Annotated in this window: 16 protein-coding genes; 12 read left to right on the top strand and 4 right to left on the bottom strand. The window is 59.2% G+C overall.

Going from position 1 to position 18,962, the window contains the following annotated elements:
• Positions 1–40: 40 nt before the first annotated feature.
• The 8 genes from ACIQV9_RS13710 (at position 41) to ACIQV9_RS13675 (ending at position 9,622) form a co-directional block, all read left to right on the top strand.
• A complete protein-coding gene (locus tag ACIQV9_RS13710; RefSeq protein WP_007947752.1) occupies positions 41–571 on the top strand; it encodes a DUF5943 domain-containing protein in 531 nt (176 codons plus the stop codon).
• A 15-nt stretch (positions 572–586) separates the two neighbouring features.
• Positions 587–2,647, top strand: coding sequence for a dimethylglycine demethylation protein DgcA (gene dgcA / locus ACIQV9_RS13705; protein WP_403102067.1), 2,061 nt, complete (start codon positions 587–589; stop codon positions 2,645–2,647).
• Between the two features lie 173 nt (positions 2,648–2,820).
• Positions 2,821–4,770: a dimethylglycine demethylation protein DgcB gene (gene dgcB / locus ACIQV9_RS13700; protein ID WP_403102065.1), complete on the top strand. Its 1,950-nt coding sequence runs from the start codon at positions 2,821–2,823 to the stop codon at positions 4,768–4,770.
• Positions 4,770–5,990 (top strand): electron transfer flavoprotein subunit alpha/FixB family protein, encoded by a 1,221-nt coding sequence (locus ACIQV9_RS13695; protein ID WP_403102062.1) that lies wholly within the window; start codon positions 4,770–4,772, stop codon positions 5,988–5,990. The genes dgcB and ACIQV9_RS13695 overlap by 1 nt, the downstream gene beginning before the upstream one ends.
• Before the next feature lie 15 nt (positions 5,991–6,005).
• Complete coding sequence (locus ACIQV9_RS13690; protein ID WP_084318455.1) at positions 6,006–6,776, top strand: electron transfer flavoprotein subunit beta; 771 nt, start codon at positions 6,006–6,008, stop codon at positions 6,774–6,776.
• A 195-nt stretch (positions 6,777–6,971) separates the two neighbouring features.
• On the top strand, positions 6,972–7,538 hold the full coding sequence (locus ACIQV9_RS13685; protein ID WP_403102059.1) for a GNAT family N-acetyltransferase: 567 nt from the start codon (positions 6,972–6,974) through the stop codon (positions 7,536–7,538).
• Positions 7,539–8,689: 1,151 nt separating this feature from the next.
• Positions 8,690–9,316, top strand: coding sequence for a hypothetical protein (locus tag ACIQV9_RS13680; RefSeq protein WP_403102056.1), 627 nt, complete (start codon positions 8,690–8,692; stop codon positions 9,314–9,316).
• A gap of 27 nt (positions 9,317–9,343) precedes the next feature.
• The gene (locus tag ACIQV9_RS13675) at positions 9,344–9,622 is read left to right on the top strand and encodes a hypothetical protein (protein WP_403102054.1); all 279 of its coding nucleotides are present in this window, start codon (positions 9,344–9,346) and stop codon (positions 9,620–9,622) included.
• A gap of 67 nt (positions 9,623–9,689) precedes the next feature.
• Here ACIQV9_RS13675 and gbcA read toward each other — a convergent pair whose 3' ends face one another.
• The gene (gene gbcA, locus ACIQV9_RS13670; protein ID WP_403102051.1) at positions 9,690–10,985 is read right to left on the bottom strand and encodes a glycine-betaine demethylase subunit GbcA; all 1,296 of its coding nucleotides are present in this window, start codon (positions 10,983–10,985) and stop codon (positions 9,690–9,692) included.
• 281 nt (positions 10,986–11,266) lie between these two features.
• On the opposite strand from gbcA, the gene gbcB reads away from it, so the two are divergent.
• The gene (gene gbcB, locus ACIQV9_RS13665) at positions 11,267–12,367 is read left to right on the top strand and encodes a glycine-betaine demethylase subunit GbcB (RefSeq protein WP_403102048.1); all 1,101 of its coding nucleotides are present in this window, start codon (positions 11,267–11,269) and stop codon (positions 12,365–12,367) included.
• A gap of 133 nt (positions 12,368–12,500) precedes the next feature.
• On the opposite strand, the gene ACIQV9_RS13660 is transcribed toward gbcB, so the two are convergent.
• The 3 genes from ACIQV9_RS13660 to ACIQV9_RS13650 all read right to left on the bottom strand — a co-directional run bounded on the left by ACIQV9_RS13660 (position 12,501) and on the right by ACIQV9_RS13650 (position 15,380).
• Entirely contained in the window at positions 12,501–13,325 is an 825-nt protein-coding gene (locus ACIQV9_RS13660) for an SDR family oxidoreductase (protein ID WP_403102046.1), read from the bottom strand.
• A gap of 229 nt (positions 13,326–13,554) precedes the next feature.
• Positions 13,555–14,088 carry an REP-associated tyrosine transposase gene (locus ACIQV9_RS13655; RefSeq protein WP_403102043.1) on the bottom strand — a complete coding sequence of 178 codons (534 nt, stop codon included), beginning with the start codon at positions 14,086–14,088 and terminating at the stop codon, positions 13,555–13,557.
• 251 nt (positions 14,089–14,339) lie between these two features.
• Positions 14,340–15,380 carry a low specificity L-threonine aldolase gene (locus tag ACIQV9_RS13650; RefSeq protein ID WP_403102041.1) on the bottom strand — a complete coding sequence of 347 codons (1,041 nt, stop codon included), beginning with the start codon at positions 15,378–15,380 and terminating at the stop codon, positions 14,340–14,342.
• A 133-nt stretch (positions 15,381–15,513) separates the two neighbouring features.
• Here ACIQV9_RS13650 and ACIQV9_RS13645 point away from each other — a divergent pair, with 133 nt between their 5' ends.
• From ACIQV9_RS13645 to ACIQV9_RS13635, 3 genes are all read left to right on the top strand, one after another.
• Entirely contained in the window at positions 15,514–16,230 is a 717-nt protein-coding gene (locus tag ACIQV9_RS13645) for a TraX family protein (protein WP_403102038.1), read from the top strand.
• A 201-nt stretch (positions 16,231–16,431) separates the two neighbouring features.
• The gene (gene glyA / locus ACIQV9_RS13640) at positions 16,432–17,685 is read left to right on the top strand and encodes a serine hydroxymethyltransferase (RefSeq protein ID WP_140674776.1); all 1,254 of its coding nucleotides are present in this window, start codon (positions 16,432–16,434) and stop codon (positions 17,683–17,685) included.
• A 23-nt stretch (positions 17,686–17,708) separates the two neighbouring features.
• Positions 17,709–18,959: a sarcosine oxidase subunit beta gene (locus ACIQV9_RS13635; protein WP_007947735.1), complete on the top strand. Its 1,251-nt coding sequence runs from the start codon at positions 17,709–17,711 to the stop codon at positions 18,957–18,959.
• Positions 18,960–18,962 lie beyond the last annotated feature (3 nt).

Raw genomic sequence — 18,962 nt, 5'->3', positions numbered from 1 at the left:
GCCGGGGGCAACACCAAAATTTTTCTGGAGTTAAGTTTCCATGGCCAAGATCGCCCCGCAATTGCCAATCGAAGTCGACAGCGAAACCGGTGTCTGGACCTCCGACGCCCTGCCAATGCTGTACGTGCCGCGTCATTTCTTCGTCAACAACCACATGGGCATCGAGGAAGTGCTGGGCGCCGAAGCCTACGCCGAAATCCTTTACAAGGCCGGCTACAAATCCGCCTGGCATTGGTGTGAAAAAGAAGCTGAATGCCACGGCCTGGAAGGCGTTGCGGTGTTCGAACATTACATGAAGCGTCTGTCGCAACGCGGCTGGGGCCTGTTCAAGATCCAGGACATCGACCTCGACAAAGGCACTGCCAGCGTCAAGCTTGAACATTCGGCGTTCGTCTACGTGTACGGCAAGGTCGGACGCAAGGTCGACTACATGTTCACCGGTTGGTTTGCCGGTGCCATGGACCAGATTCTGCAAGCCCGCGGCAGCAAGATCCGCACCGTTGCCGAACAGGTTTACGGTGGCTCCGAAGAAGGCCACGACGACGGTTTGTTCACCGTCAAGCCGTTGTAAGTCGAGGAACCCGCCATGGCTTTCGAAGCAATGTTCCAGCCGATCCAGATCGGCAAACTGACCATCCGCAACCGCGTGCTCAGCACCGCGCACGCCGAGGTCTACGCGACCGACGGCGGCATGACCACCGACCGGTACGTCAAGTATTACGAAGAGAAAGCCAAGGGCGGGATCGGCCTGGCGATTTGCGGCGGTTCCTCCAGCGTGGCCATCGACAGCCCGCAAGGCTGGTGGAAGTCGGTCAACCTGGCCGATGACCGGATCATTCCGCACTTCCAGAACCTGGCCGATGCCATGCACAAGCATGGCGCCAAGATCATGATCCAGATTACCCACATGGGCCGTCGTTCCCGTTGGGACGGCGAGCATTGGCCAACCCTGCTGTCGCCGTCGGGCATCCGTGAGCCGGTACACCGTGCGACCTGCAAAACCATCGAGCCGGAAGAAATCTGGCGGGTGATCGGCAACTATGCCACCGCGGCTGGCCGCGCCAAGGCCGGTGGCCTGGACGGCGTTGAATTGTCCGCAGTGCACCAGCACATGATCGACCAGTTCTGGAGCCCACGGGTCAACAAGCGTACCGACGAATGGGGCGGCAGCTTCGAAAATCGCATGCGTTTCGGCCTGGAAGTGCTGAAGGCTGTGCGGGCTGAAGTCGGCCCGGATTTCTGTGTTGGCATCCGTCTGTGCGGTGACGAGTTCCACCCGGACGGCTTGTCCCACGAAGACATGAAGCAGATCGCCAAGTACTACGACGACACCGGCATGATCGACTTCATCGGCGTGGTGGGTTCGGGTTGCGACACCCACAACACCCTGGCCAACGTTATCCCGAACATGAGTTATCCACCGGAGCCCTTCCTGCACTTGGCGGCCGGTATCAAGGAAGTGGTCAAGGCCCCGGTTTTGCACGCGCAGAACATCAAGGACCCAAACCAGGCGACCCGGATTCTGGAAGGCGGCTACGTGGACATGGTCGGTATGACCCGCGCCCACATCGCCGACCCGCACCTGATCGCCAAGATCAAGATGGGCCAGGTCGACCAGATCAAACAATGCGTCGGCGCCAACTACTGCATCGACCGTCAGTACCAGGGCCTGGACGTCTTGTGCATCCAGAACGCTGCGACCTCCCGTGAATACATGGGCGTGCCGCACATCATCGAGAAATCGACCGGTGTGAAGCGCATGGTTGTCGTCGTCGGTGCCGGCCCTGCCGGGATGGAAGCGGCGCGTGTGTCCGCTGAACGTGGCCACGACGTGACCCTGTTCGAGAAGAAAGAATTCATCGGCGGCCAGATCACCACCGCTTCGAAAGCCCCGCAACGGGACCAGATTGCCGGTATCACCCGCTGGTTCCAACTGGAATTGGCGCGTTTGAAAGTCGACCTGCGCCTGGGCGTGGCCGCCGATGCGGCAACCATTCTCGACCTGCGTCCGGACGTGGTGGTGCTCGCCGTCGGCGGCCATCCATTCCTCGAGCAGAACGAGCACTGGGGCGCGGCTGAAGGCCTGGTGGTCAGCAGCTGGGACATCCTCGATGGCAAAGTCGCGCCGGGCAAGAATGTGCTGGTCTACGACACCATTTGCGAATTCACCGGGATGTCCACTGCTGACTTCCTCGCCGACAAGGGCAGCCAGGTCGAGATCGTCACTGACGACATCAAGCCGGGCGTGGCGATTGGCGGCACCTCGTTCCCGACGTACTACCGCAGCATGTACCCGAAAGAAGTGATCATGACCGGCGACATGATGCTGGAGAAGGTCTACCGCGAAGGCGACAAGTTGGTGGCGGTGCTGGAAAACGAATACACCGGCGCCAAAGAGGAGCGGGTGGTGGACCAGGTCGTCGTCGAAAACGGCGTGCGTCCGGACGAAGAAATCTACTACGCCCTGAAGGAAGGCTCGCGCAACAAAGGCCAGATGGATATCGAAGCCTTGTTCGCGATCAAGCCGCAACCTTCGCTGAGCCAGGCGGGCGACGGCTACTTGCTGTTCCGCATCGGCGACTGCGTGGCGCAGCGCAACACCCACGCGGCGATCTATGACGCGCTGCGGTTGTGCAAGGATTTCTAAGAGCTTGTGGATAACCTGTAGGAGCGAGGCTTGCCCGCGAAGGCCGACTGACATTCAACATTGATGTTGGCTGATCCATTGCCTTCGCGGGCAAGCCTCGCTCCTACAGGGATTCGAGCAAGGCATCCAGGTAGTTAGGCCTGCAAGACCCCGAGGTCTTTGGGAGCTCCACCATGTTGAACACCCTTCTTCCAATCCTGTTGTTCGCTGCCCTGGGCCTGGCTGTCCTCGGCGCGTTGCGGCGGGTGGCTATGTGGCGCCAAGGCCGGGCTTCGAAAGTCGACCTGATCGGTGGCCTGTTCGCCATGCCCAAGCGCTACATGGTCGATTTGCACCATGTCGTGGCGCGGGACAAATACATCGCCAATACCCACGTCGCCACGGCCGGTGGTGCGGTGGCGTCCATCGTGCTGGCGATTCTGGTGCATGGTTTCGGCCTGCATAACCGCATTCTCGGTTACGCGCTGTTGTTGATGACGGCGGTGATGTTCGTCGGTGCGATTTTCATGTTCCTGCGTCGTCGCAACCCACCGGCGCGTCTTTCCAAAGGGCCGTGGATGCGTCTGCCGAAAAGCCTGTTGGCGTTCTCTGCGAGCTTCTTCCTGTTGACCCTACCGGTTGCCGGCATCCTTCCGGAAAACTTCGGCGGTTGGGTGGTGGCGGCGATCCTCGGCGTCGGCGTGTTGTGGGGCGTTTCGGAATTGTTCTTCGGCATGACCTGGGGCGGGCCGATGAAGCACGCCTTCGCCGGAGCCCTGCACCTGGCTTGGCACCGTCGCGCCGAACGCTTTGGTGGCGGCCGTTCCACCGGTTTGAAACCGCTGGACCTGAACGATCCGAATGCGCCACTGGGTGTGGAAAAACCCAAGGATTTCACCTGGAACCAACTGCTCGGCTTCGACGCCTGCGTGCAGTGCGGCAAGTGCGAAGCTGCGTGCCCGGCGTTCGCCGCCGGCCAGCCGCTGAACCCGAAAAAGCTGATTCAGGACATGGTCGTCGGCCTTGCGGGTGGCACCGATGCCAAATTCGCTGGCAGCCCCTATCCGGGCAAGGCCATCGGCGAACACGCCGGCAATCCGCATCAACCGATCGTCAACGGTCTGGTGGACGCTGAAACCCTATGGTCCTGCACTACATGCCGCGCCTGCGTCGAGGAGTGCCCGATGATGATCGAGCACGTCGATGCCATCGTTGACATGCGCCGCCATCTGACCCTGGAAAAAGGCGCGACCCCGAACAAGGGCGCCGAAGTCCTGGAAAACCTGATTGCCACCGACAACCCCGGCGGCTTCGCGCCGGGCGGGCGGATGAACTGGGCGGCGGACTTGAACCTCAATCTGATGAGCGAAAAGAAATCCGTCGACGTGCTGTTCTGGGTCGGCGACGGCGCCTTCGACATGCGCAACCAACGCACCCTGCGCGCATTCGTCAAAGTGCTGAAAGCGGCCAAGGTCGACTTCGCGGTGCTGGGTCTTGAAGAACGCGACAGCGGTGATGTGGCCCGACGTCTGGGCGACGAAGCGACCTTCCAGTTGTTGGCCAAACGCAACATCCAGACCCTGGCCAAGTACAGCTTCAACCGTATCGTCACCTGCGACCCGCACAGCTTCCACGTGCTGAAAAACGAATACGGCGCCTTCGACGGCAACTACCTCGTGCAGCACCACAGCACCTACATGGCGGAAATCATTGGCGCTGGCGCCCTGAACCTCGGCCAGCACAAAGGCAGCAGCGTGACTTATCACGACCCGTGCTACCTCGGCCGCTACAACGGCGAGTACGAAGCGCCGCGTGAAGTGCTGCGCGCCTTGGGCATCGAGATCAAGGAAATGCAACGCTCCGGTTTCCGCTCGCGCTGCTGCGGCGGCGGTGGCGGCGCGCCGATCACCGACATTCCAGGCAAGCAACGGATCCCCGACATGCGCATGGAAGACATCCGCGAAACCGGCGCCGAACTGGTGGCCGTGGGTTGTCCACAGTGCACCGCGATGCTCGAAGGCGTGGTCGAACCTCGGCCGCTGATCAAGGACATCGCCGAACTGGTGGCGGACGCGTTGCTCGAAGACGCCGCCCCGAGCAAGCCGACCAAACCGGCCCAACGTGAACCTGCGGAGGCCCACTGATGAGCGACATTATCCGCCGCGACCCCCGCGCCGAATGGATTGCCCGTAACCGCTTGCACCCGCTGCACGCGGCCATGCAACCGGCGCAACACAGCTGGATGGGGCCTAACGGCGTCATCCGCAAAAATCCCCATGGCATCGGTTTTATCGGTCCCAACGGCATCAAGCGGATTGACCGCAGCGGCGCTCAGCAAGGCGGGGCGAGCAAACGCTCAGCCGCGGTTGAAGTCCAATTGCCGCTGCATCAAGTGCCTGCGCCTGCGTTCTACATCAGCGTGGTGCCGGACATGGTCGGCGGCCGCTTGAGCAGCCACGACCGTGACTTGCTCGGGCTGGCTCATCAACTGGCCGGCAAGGACGGCGCGGTATTGGCCGTGGTCTTCGGCGAACACAAGGAAAACGCCTTCACCACCGCAGGCGTCGATCGCTTGCTGGTATTGGACGGCGATGAATTCAGCGGTTATGCACCGGAGCAGCGGGTCCAGGGCCTACGGGCTGTGGATAACCAGTTCAACCCGCGTCACTGGCTGCTGCCGGACAGCCGCAGCGGTGGCGGTGAACTCGGTCGGCGCTTTGCCGCTGCACTGGGTGAGCGCCCGGCCACGCGGGTCTGGCAGGTCAAGGATCAGGAATGCATCGGCCGCGCCGGTGCCGGTTTGCAAGACCTTGCGCGCCCGGTGGCACGCTTGATTCTGGCCGCCGTCGAATGCGCCGAACCTGTGAGCGAAACCCGTCACGAAGCCTTGCCGGTGGAGTTATCCACAGCCGTGGCGCGCAGCTTGTCGCGTATCGAAGATTTGGGCGCGGTGGCGGTGGACCCGGCGGCGATTCCGATGGCCGAAGCCGAGTTCATCTTCTCCGGCGGCAACGGGGTCAAGGACTGGGGACTTTTCCACAGGACGGCCGAGGCGTTGGGCGCGACCGAAGGTGCATCGCGAGTGGCGGTGGACGACGGCTTCATGGCTCGCGACCGTCAGGTCGGCGCGTCCGGCACCTGGGTCACCGCGCGGGTTTACGTGGCGGTGGGGATTTCCGGGGCGATCCAGCACCTGCAAGGCATCGGTGCTTGCGACAAGGTGGTGGCGATCAACCTCGACCCTGGTTGCGACATGATCAAACGGGCCGACCTGTCGGTGATCGGAGAGAGCGCCGAGATTCTTCAAGCCTTGATCGCGGCGGTAGAGGCTTACCGCAACGAAGCCAAGCGCGATGCGGCTTAAGGAAAGGAAAGGGTTATGAGCACGAAAATCATCAGCCTGGTGTCCATCGGCGCCCACCCGACCTCCGGCCGGCCACGTCGCGCGGAACAGGATGCGCGGGCGGTGGAACTGGGTCTGCAACTGGCTGGGGATAACTTGCAAGTGCTGCATGCCGGCGATGTCGCCGAACCAGCGTTGCGCGCCTATCTGGGCATGGGCCTGGAACAACTGCATGTGCTCGAACAACCGCAAGGCGCCGATGCATTGCCGGCATTGACCGCGTATCTGCGTGACGCCGGGGCGCAAGTGGTGCTGACCGGCAGCCAGGCGGAAACCGGCGAAGGCTCGGGCATGCTGCCGTTTTTGCTGGCGGAAAGTCTGGGCTGGCCGCTGGTAGTCGGGCTGGCTCAAGTTGAATCCATCGATGGTAATTCAGCACTGGTGCTGCAAGCCTTGCCGCGCGGTCAGCGCCGCCGCCTGAAAGTACGGCTGCCGTTTCTGGCGACTGTGGATAACGCCGCGCCCAAGCCTCGGCAAAGCGCTTACGGCCCGGCGCGGCGTGGGGTGTTGCAGGCCGATGAAGTCGAAGTGATCGACGATGAATTGTTGGCCGTTGCAACCCTGCAACCGGCCAAGCCACGGCCTAAACGCTTGAAAGTGATCAAGGCCAAAAGTGGTGCGGACCGGATGAAAGCCGCGACGGCCAAGGCCAGTGGCGGGGGCGGGCAAGTGCTCAAAGGCGTTACGGCGCAAGCGGGGGCTGAGGCAATTCTCAAGTTGCTGATCGAAGAAGGCGTGGTCCGCTGACACTCGCTCAAACTGAATCAAAAGTGTGGGCTTGCTGTACTTCCAGTCAGTAGAAGTTGAACAAGCGACGAATAAATTGTGGCGAGGGGATTTATCCCCGTTGGACTGCGCAGCAGTCCCATTTTTTGGGGCCGCTGCGCAGCCCAACGGGGATAAATCCCCTCGCCACAGGTTTGTTTTTCACAAGGAAAAGTAATGACCGTTGAATTCCGTTCGGCAGTGCGCACCGATGCGCGAGAGATTGCGCGCCTATTTCAAATCACATCGGAGGGGGCTGCCGATTACATCTGGAGCCAACTGGCGCAGACCGGTCAGGATCTGCTTGAGGTAGGCGCCAGCCGTTACGCCCGCGACGACGTGGATTTCTCATGGCAGAACTGCCTGATCGCCGAGGCCGATGGCAACGTCATCGGCATGCTGCACAGCTACGTGATGCGTTACGATCCGCTGGCAGAGCCGACGACCGACCCGGTCCTGGCGCCCTACGCGAAGATGGAAATCCCCGACACCCTCTACATTTCCAGCCTCGCGCTGCATGAAGGCTGGCGCAACCTGGGCCTGGGCAAGCAATTCCTTGCCTACGCCTACGACCGTGCCAACCAGCTCGGGCTCAACGGTTTAAGCCTGATCGACTACGCCGCCAACACTGGCGCTCGTCGGTTCTACGAGCGTCATGGCTTCCGCATCGTCGATACCTGCCAGATCACGCCCCATCCGATGATTCGGGTCACGGGTGAGGCCTATCTGATGTATCGGCCCTAGGGCCTGACTCTGTCCAAGGTACGCTGAGGTTATCCACAATCCCTGTTAGCGCTTCTGTGGATAACATGTTCGCCCCTCGCTACACCCCATACCAAACAGGCCCTGTAACCCTTCGTACAAAAAACAACCAGCCTAACTCGCGGTTTTTCCAAGCTTTTTCCAGAGGATAAGTTTGCTGGAGAGCCAATACTTGCCCCCAATCTCTGTTGGCGCTTCTGTGGATAAGATGTTCGCTGTCCGCTACAGGCCTTATAAAACGGCCTTCTTCGGCGTTTGGTTGAAAAACGATCAATTCGCCGTTTTAGATGGGTTTATTGCGCTCAAACCCTGACTTTTCTAGGCCTCCAACGGTTTTTCCACAGATGGGCCGAAGTTGCCCCCAAAGTCTGTTGGCGCTTCTGTGGATAAGGTGTTTACCATCCTCTGTAAGCCACGTAATTCGTGCCTTACGAGCGCTTGGTCAAAAAACAACCAATCGCTGACGAAATCCATGCTTCTGGATAAGTCACGGATTTTCTTCACTTTCCATAGTGGGCTTTTGCTTGGCGAGCCGAGTTGCCCACATTTGCTGTGGGTTGAGGTGTGGATAAGTTGTTCGCGGAACGCTGCAAGCCAGGCTCACTCTGGGCGCCAAGGCAAGCGATTGTTTTTTGTACAGGCTACGGCTTTGAGGGGCGGGCTGGGCTTTGAGCGCTTGGCACGCTAACAAGGTTTCATCGATGTTTTATCATATATCCAATTTCAATACGTTCAGGTTCCTATGGGTATATCGGTCTGTTTGACAGGTTTTACCTCTGGGACTTTAATCTCCTTCACGCGATGAAATGAACAGGGTCGTTCAACATTTTTTTCTCTTCAATCCTCTTCGCAGGAGCCGTGCAATGGATTGTTTTCGCGCTCACGATTCGACAGATGTTTTCCGCCTGAATTTCTCTTCTCATTAGCGACGATTGTAATGGCGCTGTACCGCGTATTCGTCAGGACGATTACGTTCGGGTCATTGTTTATGCCTTAGGTTTATCGAGCCTGGCAGGTAGTTTAATGAGCGGACTTTAGAGTAGCGATGAGCGGCGCCGGTCAGGTTGGCCGGCCCTCGTCTACGGGGCACAACACCAGTGCATTTAACACACACACTTACAAGGAGTTCTAAAATGTCTGAAGCTGCCAAGTCAAAAGTCAAATCGGTCGCTGATGCCGCCGTTGCTCCGTCCCAAGAAGCGTATGTCGAACTGCTTAATGAAATGCGGGTTCATGCCATAAAATCCGCCGCCGGTGAAGCGCGAGGCGTACTCATGGCCTCGCCACGCTTGCAGCAGATCCACCTTCGCAGTCTCTACGTAAACAAAAGCTCCAACGATCCGGCGGTTAAGTATCTTGAGCCCAAGGCCCGGGAAGTAGGGGATGAACAGTCTAACCAATCCCAGTCGGAGCTGACCAAGGCGACCGAGACATTCGAAAGTTCGGGCTCCACCGATACGACCCCTTATCAGAACAAACTCGATGAGTTGCGCAATCGGGATAAGGATGCCGCTGCAAAACGTATCGATAAAATCTACGACGAGGCGATCGAACAAGTGAAGAAGTTTCCCGCCAGTGGTGACGCCGTTGTCGGATTTATGGATACGTTTGGAGGTTTGTTTAATGCGGTGCTGGACAAAATTGGTAACTTCTTTATTGAAGTTGGCAAAAATATCCTGAATTGGCTTAAGAATGTATGGGAGAAGATCAGCAGCACTTTTAACTCTGTCGTCAGTTGGATCAGTGGCTGGTTTTCCTGACATCGCATTATTGAAGTGGGGTGAGCTATGAATAAACCTGTTGGTCCGCCTCCTTTTATCGATCCACTTGAGGGTGAGTGGTGTCGTGCATTTAACTTCGAAGAAAATAGAGCGCTTGAGGATAATAAGGAAAGGCTCAATGTTCTTCGTCAGCGCGATAAAAGGAGAACCGATGAAAAGATTGATGGCTTATATGATGAGCTGCAACGAAAAATCAATCCCGACTATAAACAGCCGCCCAGTGCTTCCGATATAAACAGCATCTTTTCGGTGGCGCAGAGGATTATCAAATCCTGGAACTGGTAGCGATACCGTGAGACACAAAAAAACCGCGAGGACGCTCGCGGTTTTTTTCGTCTCGGGTGCCGTGTGGTCAGCCCTGAACCGGAACCCCTTTGAGGTAAGGCGCAGGCTCTGCCCCAAGGTTGTTCAGCAGACGCTCGCTGTACCAGTCCACAAAGTTCACCACACCAAACTCATAGGTCTTGGAATAAGGCCCAGGCTGGTACGCCGTGGAGTTGATCCCGCGCTGGTTCTCTTCAGCCAGACGACGGTCCTGGTCGTTGGTCGCGTCCCAGACCTGACGCATGCGGTCCACGTCATAGTCCACACCTTCAACGGCGTCCTTGTGGACGATCCACTTGGTGGTGACCATGGTTTCCTGAGCGCTGATCGGCCACACGGTGAAGACGATGATGTGGTCGCCCATGCAGTGGTTCCACGAGTGTGGCAGGTGCAGGATGCGCATCGAGCCCAGGTCCGGGTTCTTGATGCGGCCCATGAGTTTGGCGCAGCCCTGTTTGCCGTCGAGGGTCATCGACACGGTGCCCTTGAGCAGCGGCATGCGCACGATGCGGTTACGCAGGCCGAAGCTGGCGTGGGCGTAAGGGATCTTCTCGGCTTCCCAGGCAGCGGCCGAAGCAGCGACGTGGTCCTTGAACGCCTGGTCGGCACGCGGGTCGGTGACGTCGTCCCATTCCAGCAGGGTTTTCAACAGTTCCGGGTGCGAAGCGTTGCAGTGATAGCACTCGCGGTTGTTTTCCAGCACCAGTTTCCAGTTGGCCTTTTCGAACAAGGTGGTCTGAATCGCCACCTTGGTGTTCTCCATGTCGTACGGTTCCATGTAATGGTTCAGCGTCGACAGGAAGTCGTCAATGGCCGGCGGATTTTCCGACAGGCTGATGAAGATGTAACCGCCAGCGGTTTTCACATTCACCGGCTTGAGGCCGTACTGCTTCATGTCGAAGTCGGCGCCCATTTCGGTGCCGGCGAACAGCAGGCGACCGTCCAGCTCATACGTCCACTGGTGGTAGTGGCAGACCAGTTTGGCGACTTTGCCTTTTTCACTGGTGCACAGCCGCGAACCGCGGTGACGGCAGACGTTGTGGAACGCATGGACCACGCCGTCGGCACCGCGAATCACGATGATCGGGTTCTTGCCGACTTGCAGGGTCAGGTAGTTGCCCTTGGTCGGGATTTCGCAGGTCATGCCGGCGATCAACCACTCTTTCTGAAAGATTTCCTGCATGTCGATATCAAACAGCCGCTCGTCAGAGTAAAACGGCTGCGGCAGCGAGAATGTGCGCTCGCGTTCTTGCAGCATCTGCGCGGTGGCCTTGCGTGCGGGTTCCAGTGGATCGCCCAGGCTCAGGGTAGTGGTGACGTCCATCGTGTGTTTCCTCAAGGCCATCTGCGTGGCCGCGAAAGTGGCTGATCAGGTTTGCTACGCAAGGTGTAAAGGTTGTGTCTTGGTATGGGGCGAGTGTGGGGCCGACGCTCGCCAGAACCTTATCCATGGGCGACATGGCCCAATCTGTTCCCGACGCGCAACCCCCGGTAGATGCGGGCTGGTCGCGATAAGTATGTGAATGTCGCAGATAGGTAAATGGGTGGTTCGCACGTTACGCAGAATCGCCAACATAAGGCCGACCATCGGCGGTGGAGAACAGCATGTCCAACAGCTTCCTGAATCCGGTAACCACCCAGACCTGGGCCAATGGTCGACACATTGTCCGTTGCGTCAAAGTCATCCAGGAAACCTGGGATGTGCGCACCTTCTGCTTTATGGCCGACCAGCCGATCCTGTTCTTTTTCAAGCCCGGGCAGTTCGTGACCCTGGAGCTGGAAATCGACGGCGTGCCGATCATGCGCTCCTACACCATTTCCAGTTCGCCGTCGGTGCCGTACAGCTTTTCGGTGACCATCAAGCGTGTGCCGGGGGGCAAGGTGTCCAACTGGCTGCACGACACCCTGCATGAAGGCCAGGAACTGGCGGTACACGGGCCGGTCGGGCTGTTCAACGCCATGGACTTCACCGCGCCGAAGGTTCTGTACCTCAGCGGTGGTGTCGGCATCACGCCCGTTATGTCGATGGCGCGCTGGTTCTACGACACCAACGGCAACGTCGACATGGTGTTTATCCACAGCGCCCGTTCGCCCAAAGACATCATTTACCACCGCGAGCTGGAACACATGGCGTCGCGGATCGATAACTTCAGCCTGCACCTGATTTGCGAGAAACATGGTCTGGGCGAGCCGTGGGCCGGTTATCGCGGTTACCTGAACCACAAGATGCTCGAATTGATGGCGCCGGACTTCCTTGAGCGTGAAGTCTTCTGCTGCGGTCCGACCCCGTACATGAACGCGGTCAAGCGCATGCTCGAGACGGCGGGCTTCGACATGTCGCGTTATCACGAGGAATCCTTCGGCGCGACGCCGCCGGAAGCCCGTGCCGATGCGGTGGAACAGGCCGAAATCGCCGCCGACGCGCCGGAAGTCGATCTGGCAGACCTGCATCAAGTCGAATTTATCTCGTCCGGCAAGAGCATTCGCGTGGCGCCGGGGGAAACCGTGCATGCGGCGGCGGCCAAGCTCGGCCTGCTGATTCCGAAGGCCTGCGGGATGGGCATCTGCGGCACATGCAAGGTGCTGAAGCTGGGGGGCGAGGTCGAGATGGACCACAACGGCGGGATTACCGAGGAAGACGAAGCCGAGGGCTACATCCTGTCGTGCTGCAGCGTGCCGAAAGGCGATGTGCGGATCGAATTTTGATGGTTTCACACTAACCCTGTAGCAGCTGTCGAGTGAAACGAGGCTGCGATCTTTTAACTTCAAACTTCAAACTTCAAAGTCAAAGATCGCAGCCTCGTTTCACTCGACAGCTGCTACAAAGGTTGTGGATATCTCAATCGATAAACAGGTCTGGCATCAGCTTGTCGTTGGTATCGGGTTCGAAGCGGTAATGCTCGAACTCGGTCACACCGTTTTCCCGCAGGATTTCCTCATCAATCAGCAACCGTCCGGTAATGCTGCGACCAGTGCTGTCCAGAATGATGTGGGCCGCATCCGCCATGATCGCCGGCGTTCGTGCGTGTTTGAAGGATTCCCGTGACCCCAGCTGAAACTCGATGGCAGCGGTGGCAATCATCGTTTGCGGCCACAGCGAGTTGACGCTGATACCGTAACTGGAAAACTCCTCGCTCATGCCCACCGTCAGCATGCTCATGCCGTACTTGGTCACGGTGTAGGGGCTGTACTGGGCGAACCACTTGCTCGACAGATTCAGTGGCGGCGACAGGTTGAGGATGTGGCCGCTGGATTTTTTCAGATAGGGCAGCGCGGCCTGGCTGCACAGCAACACGGCGCGGGTGTTGATCTGATGCATCAGGTCGAAGCGCTTGAGCTCGATGTGTTGGACGCCAGTCAACTTGATCGCGCCGGCGTTGTTGATCAGCGCATCGATACCGCCGAAATGTTCGTTGGCCTGGGCCAATGCGTCACGCACCGCGACTTCGTCGCGCACATCCACCTGCAAAGCCAGGGCTTTGCCGCCCGCCGCTTCAACTTCCTGTGCCACGCTGAAAATAGTCCCCGGCAATTTGGGGTGGGGCGCGGCGCTTTTGGCGGCAATCACAATATTGGCCCCGTCCCGCGCGGCCCGCAGCGCGATCTCACGGCCAATGCCACGGCTGGCGCCGGTGATGAACAGGGTTTTGCCTTGTAAGGACATGCATACGCTCCTGATTATTGTTATCTGAGCGGATAGAAGCGGCTCGTCAATCAATGTAGACCAACTTCTCTCCAGTGATCGTTCCCACGCTCTGCGTGGGAATGCAGCCCTTGACGCTCCGCGTCACAACGGTGCCCGGCATTGCATCTGCGATGAGGCAGGAACGCGGAGCGTCCCGAGAGGCATTCCCACGCGGAGCGTGGGAACGATCAGGTGGGGGCAGTACGCGTTAATACCACCGCTGAATCTCGATCAGGCTGTCCATCCCCGCATAGTTCCTCGCACTGGAACATCGCCATTGCTCCGGCAAATCCACATACCCACGCTTCACCGGGTTGTAGTGGATGTAATCCAGCTTTTGGCGCATCACCGTTTCGCTGTACACCATCTCTGCGTGTGAGCCTTCCTGCCAAAGCTGATAAACGCGATCCTTCTTGTGCGCACGTTTGCTGAAACGCAGGCGCTGCAATGCACGTTCGGCACCTTTGCTTTGCAGGTCGTCGAGGATTTGTCGGGCAGTAAAGGACTTGAATTGGCTGAGGCATTTGTTGAGGTCTGGAGCTTCGGCAACGAAGTGGAGATGGTTCTCCAGGACCACATAGCCGTACAGCTTCAGATTTTGATGGGTTTGCTGATAGCGCCAGCAATTGAGCAGGTGATCGACGATGTAGGGGCGGATGAACAGTGGAAGCCATTCCATGACCGTGCAGGTCAGGAAGTGCGGTTTGTCGGGTTCAGTGATGGTGTAGCGGCTGCGGCCCATGGATGCATTCTTTTGCAGGGGGAATGACTAGGGTGACGCGGGGAGATGTGTTGGTGCTAGCGGACAGCGCTGAGGAGTCAGTGGGAAATTACGACGCACCACTCATGATCGTTCCCACGCTCTGCGTGGGAATGCAGCCCGTGACGCTCCGCGTCACAACGGTGCCCGGCATTGCATCAGTTGTGAGACAGGAACGCGGAGCGTCCCGAGAGGCATTCCCACGCAGAGCGTGGGAACGATCATGTGCAAAATCAGTGGGACATGACTTCGCGGATATCCGCTGCCAACTCCCGGACGCGGTCTTCTTCGGTGTCCCATGAGCACATGAAGCGTGCGCCGCCGTTGCCGATGAAGGTGTAGAAGCGCCAGCCCTTGGCGGTCAGTGCGGCGATGGCCGGTTCCGACAGTTGCAGGAACACGCCGTTGGCCTGTACCGGGAACATCAGTTCCACGCCGGGAATGTCGCTCACCAGCTCAGCGAGCAGCTGCGCGCAATGGTTGGCGTGGCGGGCGTATTTGAGCCAGGCGTCGTTTTCCAGGATCCCGACCCAAGGCGCCGAGAGGAAGCGCATTTTCGAGGCCAACTGCCCGGCCTGTTTGCAGCGGTAGTCGAAGTCTTCAGCCAGCTTGTGGTTGAAGAACAGAATCGCTTCCCCCACCGCCATGCCGTTTTTCGTACCGCCGAAGCACAACACATCGACGCCGGCCTTCCAGGTCAGGTCGGCCGGGGAGCAGCCGAGGAACGCACAAGCATTGGAGAACCGCGCGCCGTCCATGTGCAGGTTCAGGCCCAGCTCTTTGCAGGTGGCGCTGATGGCGCGGATTTCTTCCGGGGTGTAGACGCTGCCGACTTCGGTGGCCTGGGTCAGGGTCACGACGCGGGGTTTCGGGTAGTGGATGTCCTGGCGCTTGAGCGCGACTTCGCGGATCGATTCCGGGGTCAGCTTGCCGTTTTCAGTACGGGCGATCAGCAGCTTGGAACCGTTGGAGAAGAATTCCGGCGCGCCGCATTCGTCGGTTTCGACGTGGGCGGTTTCCGAGCAGATCACGCTGTGGTAACTCTGGCACAGCGACGACAGGGCCAACGAGTTGGCCGCGGTGCCGTTGAAGGCGAAAAACACTTCGCAGTCGGTTTCGAACAGTTTGCGGAAATCATCGGACGCGCGAGCGGTCCATTCATCGTCGCCATAAGCGCGTTGGTGGCCGTGGTTGGCCTGTTCCATGGCAGCCCAGGCTTCAGGGCAGATACCGGAATAGTTGTCGCTGGCGAATTGTTGGCTCTTATCGGTCATGGCCCTGCTTTCCGTGGTCGAGACGCTTATGGTGAAGCGTCTCGTGGTCAATGATGGTGCGCACTGTACCGAAGATCATCCGGTGAGCACACGCGCTGTGTCTGACAGAAAAATACAAAGACGACGGGCAATTATGCACATGACGCAAAGGGATGGGGCACTGGATCTGCTCAAGTGGCTGGCGCTATTGAGCATGGTGCTCGATCACCTGCGATATGTCGGTTACTCCGTTGATCTGCTGTATGTGCCGGGGCGACTGGCGTTTCCCTGGTTTTGCCTGGCGATGGCCGCAAACCTGGCGCGGGCCCGTGCGGTGACGACTGACGGCCAGTGGCGATACCTGGGATGGTTGCTGTTGTTCAGCGCCATCAGCGAAATTCCTTACCGGATGTTCATTCCTGATCCCAACACGTTGAACGTGTTGCCTACGCTGGCGCTGGGCTTACTGGTGGCCCGTGGCTGGCAGCACAAGACGCTGCAATCGCGACTGCTCGCGGTCGGCGCCCTGACGTTGGCGGCGCTGTTTGCGCAGTGGCTGATGTTTGGTTTCTTTGGCGTGCTGCTGCCGCTGGCGATGTTGCTGGTCATCAGGCAGCCCTGGTATTTCAGCCTGTTGCCGGGGCTGGTGTGCCTGGCCGCGAATCAATGGGAGGTGCTGTTTTACTCCGCGCGGATCGGTAACAGTGCAGCCATCCTGGCCATTGCCGCTTGTCTGATTGCGCCATTGCTGGGATTGGTCTTGTTGCGACATGCCAAACATCTCAAGCCACCGCCGATGCGGCGTTGGGCGTATGCCTTGTATCCGCTGCATTTTCTGCTGTTGCTACTCGTCCGCCAAGTCGCCTCATAACCCTGTGGGAGCGGCGGCGTGTTGATCTTGTGACCGAGTACGACGCGTCCATTTCAGTCCATGTCGTAAACGCACCTTTGCGTGGCGTCCGTAGGCATTTGGCCTGTCTGCGCCGGTCATACCATCGCATCAAAGGGCACTGTCGAAACACCAGTGCCTTACCGAGACGAATGGCGCATAGATGCCGCTGGGAGAGACGCGATGTTCAGCAAGCAAGACCAGATCAAGGGTTACGACGATGCACTGCTGGCGGCGATGAATGCCGAGGAGCAACGCCAGGAAGATCACATCGAGCTGATCGCGTCAGAGAACTACACCAGCAAACGCGTCATGGAAGCGCAAGGCAGCGGCCTGACCAACAAATACGCCGAAGGCTATCCGGGCAAGCGCTACTACGGTGGCTGCGAGCACGTCGACAAGGTTGAAGCGCTGGCCATCGAACGAGCGAAGCAACTGTTCGGTGCCGATTACGCCAACGTGCAACCGCACTCCGGCTCTTCGGCTAACAGCGCTGTGTATCTGGCCCTGATCCAGCCTGGCGACACCATTCTCGGCATGAGCCTGGCCCACGGTGGTCACCTGACCCACGGCGCCAAAGTGTCGTCCTCGGGCAAGCTGTACAACGCCGTGCAGTACGGCATCGACACCAAGACCGGGCTGATCGATTACGACGAAGTCGAGCGCCTGGCTGTCGAATGCAAACCGAAGATGATCGTTGCAGGCTTCTCTGCTTACTCCAAGACCCTCGACTTCCCACGTTTCCGTCAGATCGCCGACAAGGTCGGTGCACTGCTGTTCGTCGACATGGCTCACGTTGCCGGTCTGGTGGCTGCCGGTCTGTACCCGAACCCGCTGCCGTATGCCGACGTGGTCACCACCACCACCCACAAGACCCTGCGCGGTCCACGTGGCGGCCTGATCCTGGCCAAGTCCAACGAAGAAATCGAGAAAAAGCTCAACGCCGCCGTGTTCCCGGGTGCCCAGGGCGGCCCGCTGATGCACGTCATCGCGGGTAAAGCGGTGTGCTTCAAGGAAGCGCTGGAGCCAGGTTTCAAGGCCTACCAACAACAAGTGATCGACAACGCCCAGGCCATGGCCGGCGTATTTATCAAACGCGGCTACGATGTAGTGTCCGGCGGTACCGATAACCACCTGTTCCTGGTCAGCCTGATCCGTCAGGGCCTTACCGGCAAAGAGGCGGACGCAGCACTCGGTCGCGCCCACATCACCGTGAACAAGAACGCTGTCCCGAACGATCCACAGTCGCCGTTCGTGACCTCCGGCCTGCGCATCGGCACCCCGGCGGTGACCACACGCGGCTTCAAGGTTACCCAGTGCGTCACGTTGGCCGGCTGGATCTGCGACATCCTCGACAACCTCGGCGACGCCGATGTCGAAGCGAACGTCGCCCAGCAAGTGTCGGCCCTGTGCGCGGACTTCCCGGTTTATCGCTGAGCGCGGTTTTGGAGTAAATGACTATGCAACGCTACTCGGGCTTCGGCCTCTTCAAACACTCCCTCAGCCATCACGAAAACTGGCAGAAAATGTGGCGCACGCCGACCCCTAAAAAGGTCTATGACGTAGTCATCGTCGGCGGTGGCGGGCATGGTCTGGCGACTGCCTACTACCTGGCCAAAGAGCACGGCATCACTAACGTAGCCGTGGTCGAGAAAGGCTGGCTGGGCGGCGGTAACACCGCGCGCAACACCACCATCGTTCGCTCCAACTACCTGTGGGACGAGTCGGCGCACCTGTACGAACACGCGATGAAACTGTGGGAAGGCCTGTCCCAGGACCTGAACTACAACGTGATGTTCTCCCAGCGCGGCGTTTACAACCTGTGCCACACCCTGCAAGACATCCGTGATTCCGAGCGTCGGGTCAGCGCCAACCGCCTCAACGGCGTGGACGGCGAACTGCTCGATGCCAAACAAGTGGCCGACGAGATTCCGTACCTCGACTGCTCGAAGAACACCCGCTACCCGGTGATGGGCGCCACCGTCCAGCGTCGCGGCGGCGTGGCCCGTCACGATGCCGTGGCGTGGGGCTTTGCCCGTGCCGCCGATGCCTTGGGCGTGGACCTGATCCAGCAGACCGAAGTGATCGGTTTCCGCAAGGAAAACGGCGTGTGCATCGGTGTTGAAACCAACAAAGGCTTCATCGGCGCCAAACGCGTCGGTGTAGTGACCGCCGGTAACTCCGGGCACATGGCCAAACTCGCCGGTTTCCGTCTGCCGATCGAATCCCACCCGCTGCAAGCGCTGGTGTCCGAGCCGATCAAGCCGATTATCGACAGCGTGATCATGTCCAACGCCGTACACGGTTACATCAGCCAGTCCGACAAGGGCGACCTGGTGATCGGCGCCGGTATCGACGGCTACAACGGCTACGGTCAGCGGGGTTCGTACCCGGTGATCGAGCACACCATTCAGGCCATCGTCGAGATGTTCCCGGTGCTGTCTCGCGTGCGCATGAACCGGCAGTGGGGCGGCATCGTCGACACCACGCCGGATGCGTGCCCGATCATCTCGAAAACCCCGGTGCCGAACATGTTCTTCAACTGCGGTTGGGGCACCGGTGGCTTCAAGGCCACACCGGGCTCGGGCAACGTGTTTGCCGCGAGTCTGGCCAAGGGTGAAATGCACCCATTGGCCGCACCTTTCTCCATCGACCGTTTCCACAACGGTGCGTTGATCGATGAACACGGCGCTGCTGCGGTTGCCCACTAACAG

The organism is Pseudomonas sp. NPDC099000, assembly GCF_044759925.1.
GTDB lineage: Bacteria > Pseudomonadota > Gammaproteobacteria > Pseudomonadales > Pseudomonadaceae > Aquipseudomonas.
The sequence above is the reverse complement of the archived record's forward strand: the minus strand, read 5'-3'. Positions and strand labels throughout refer to the sequence as shown.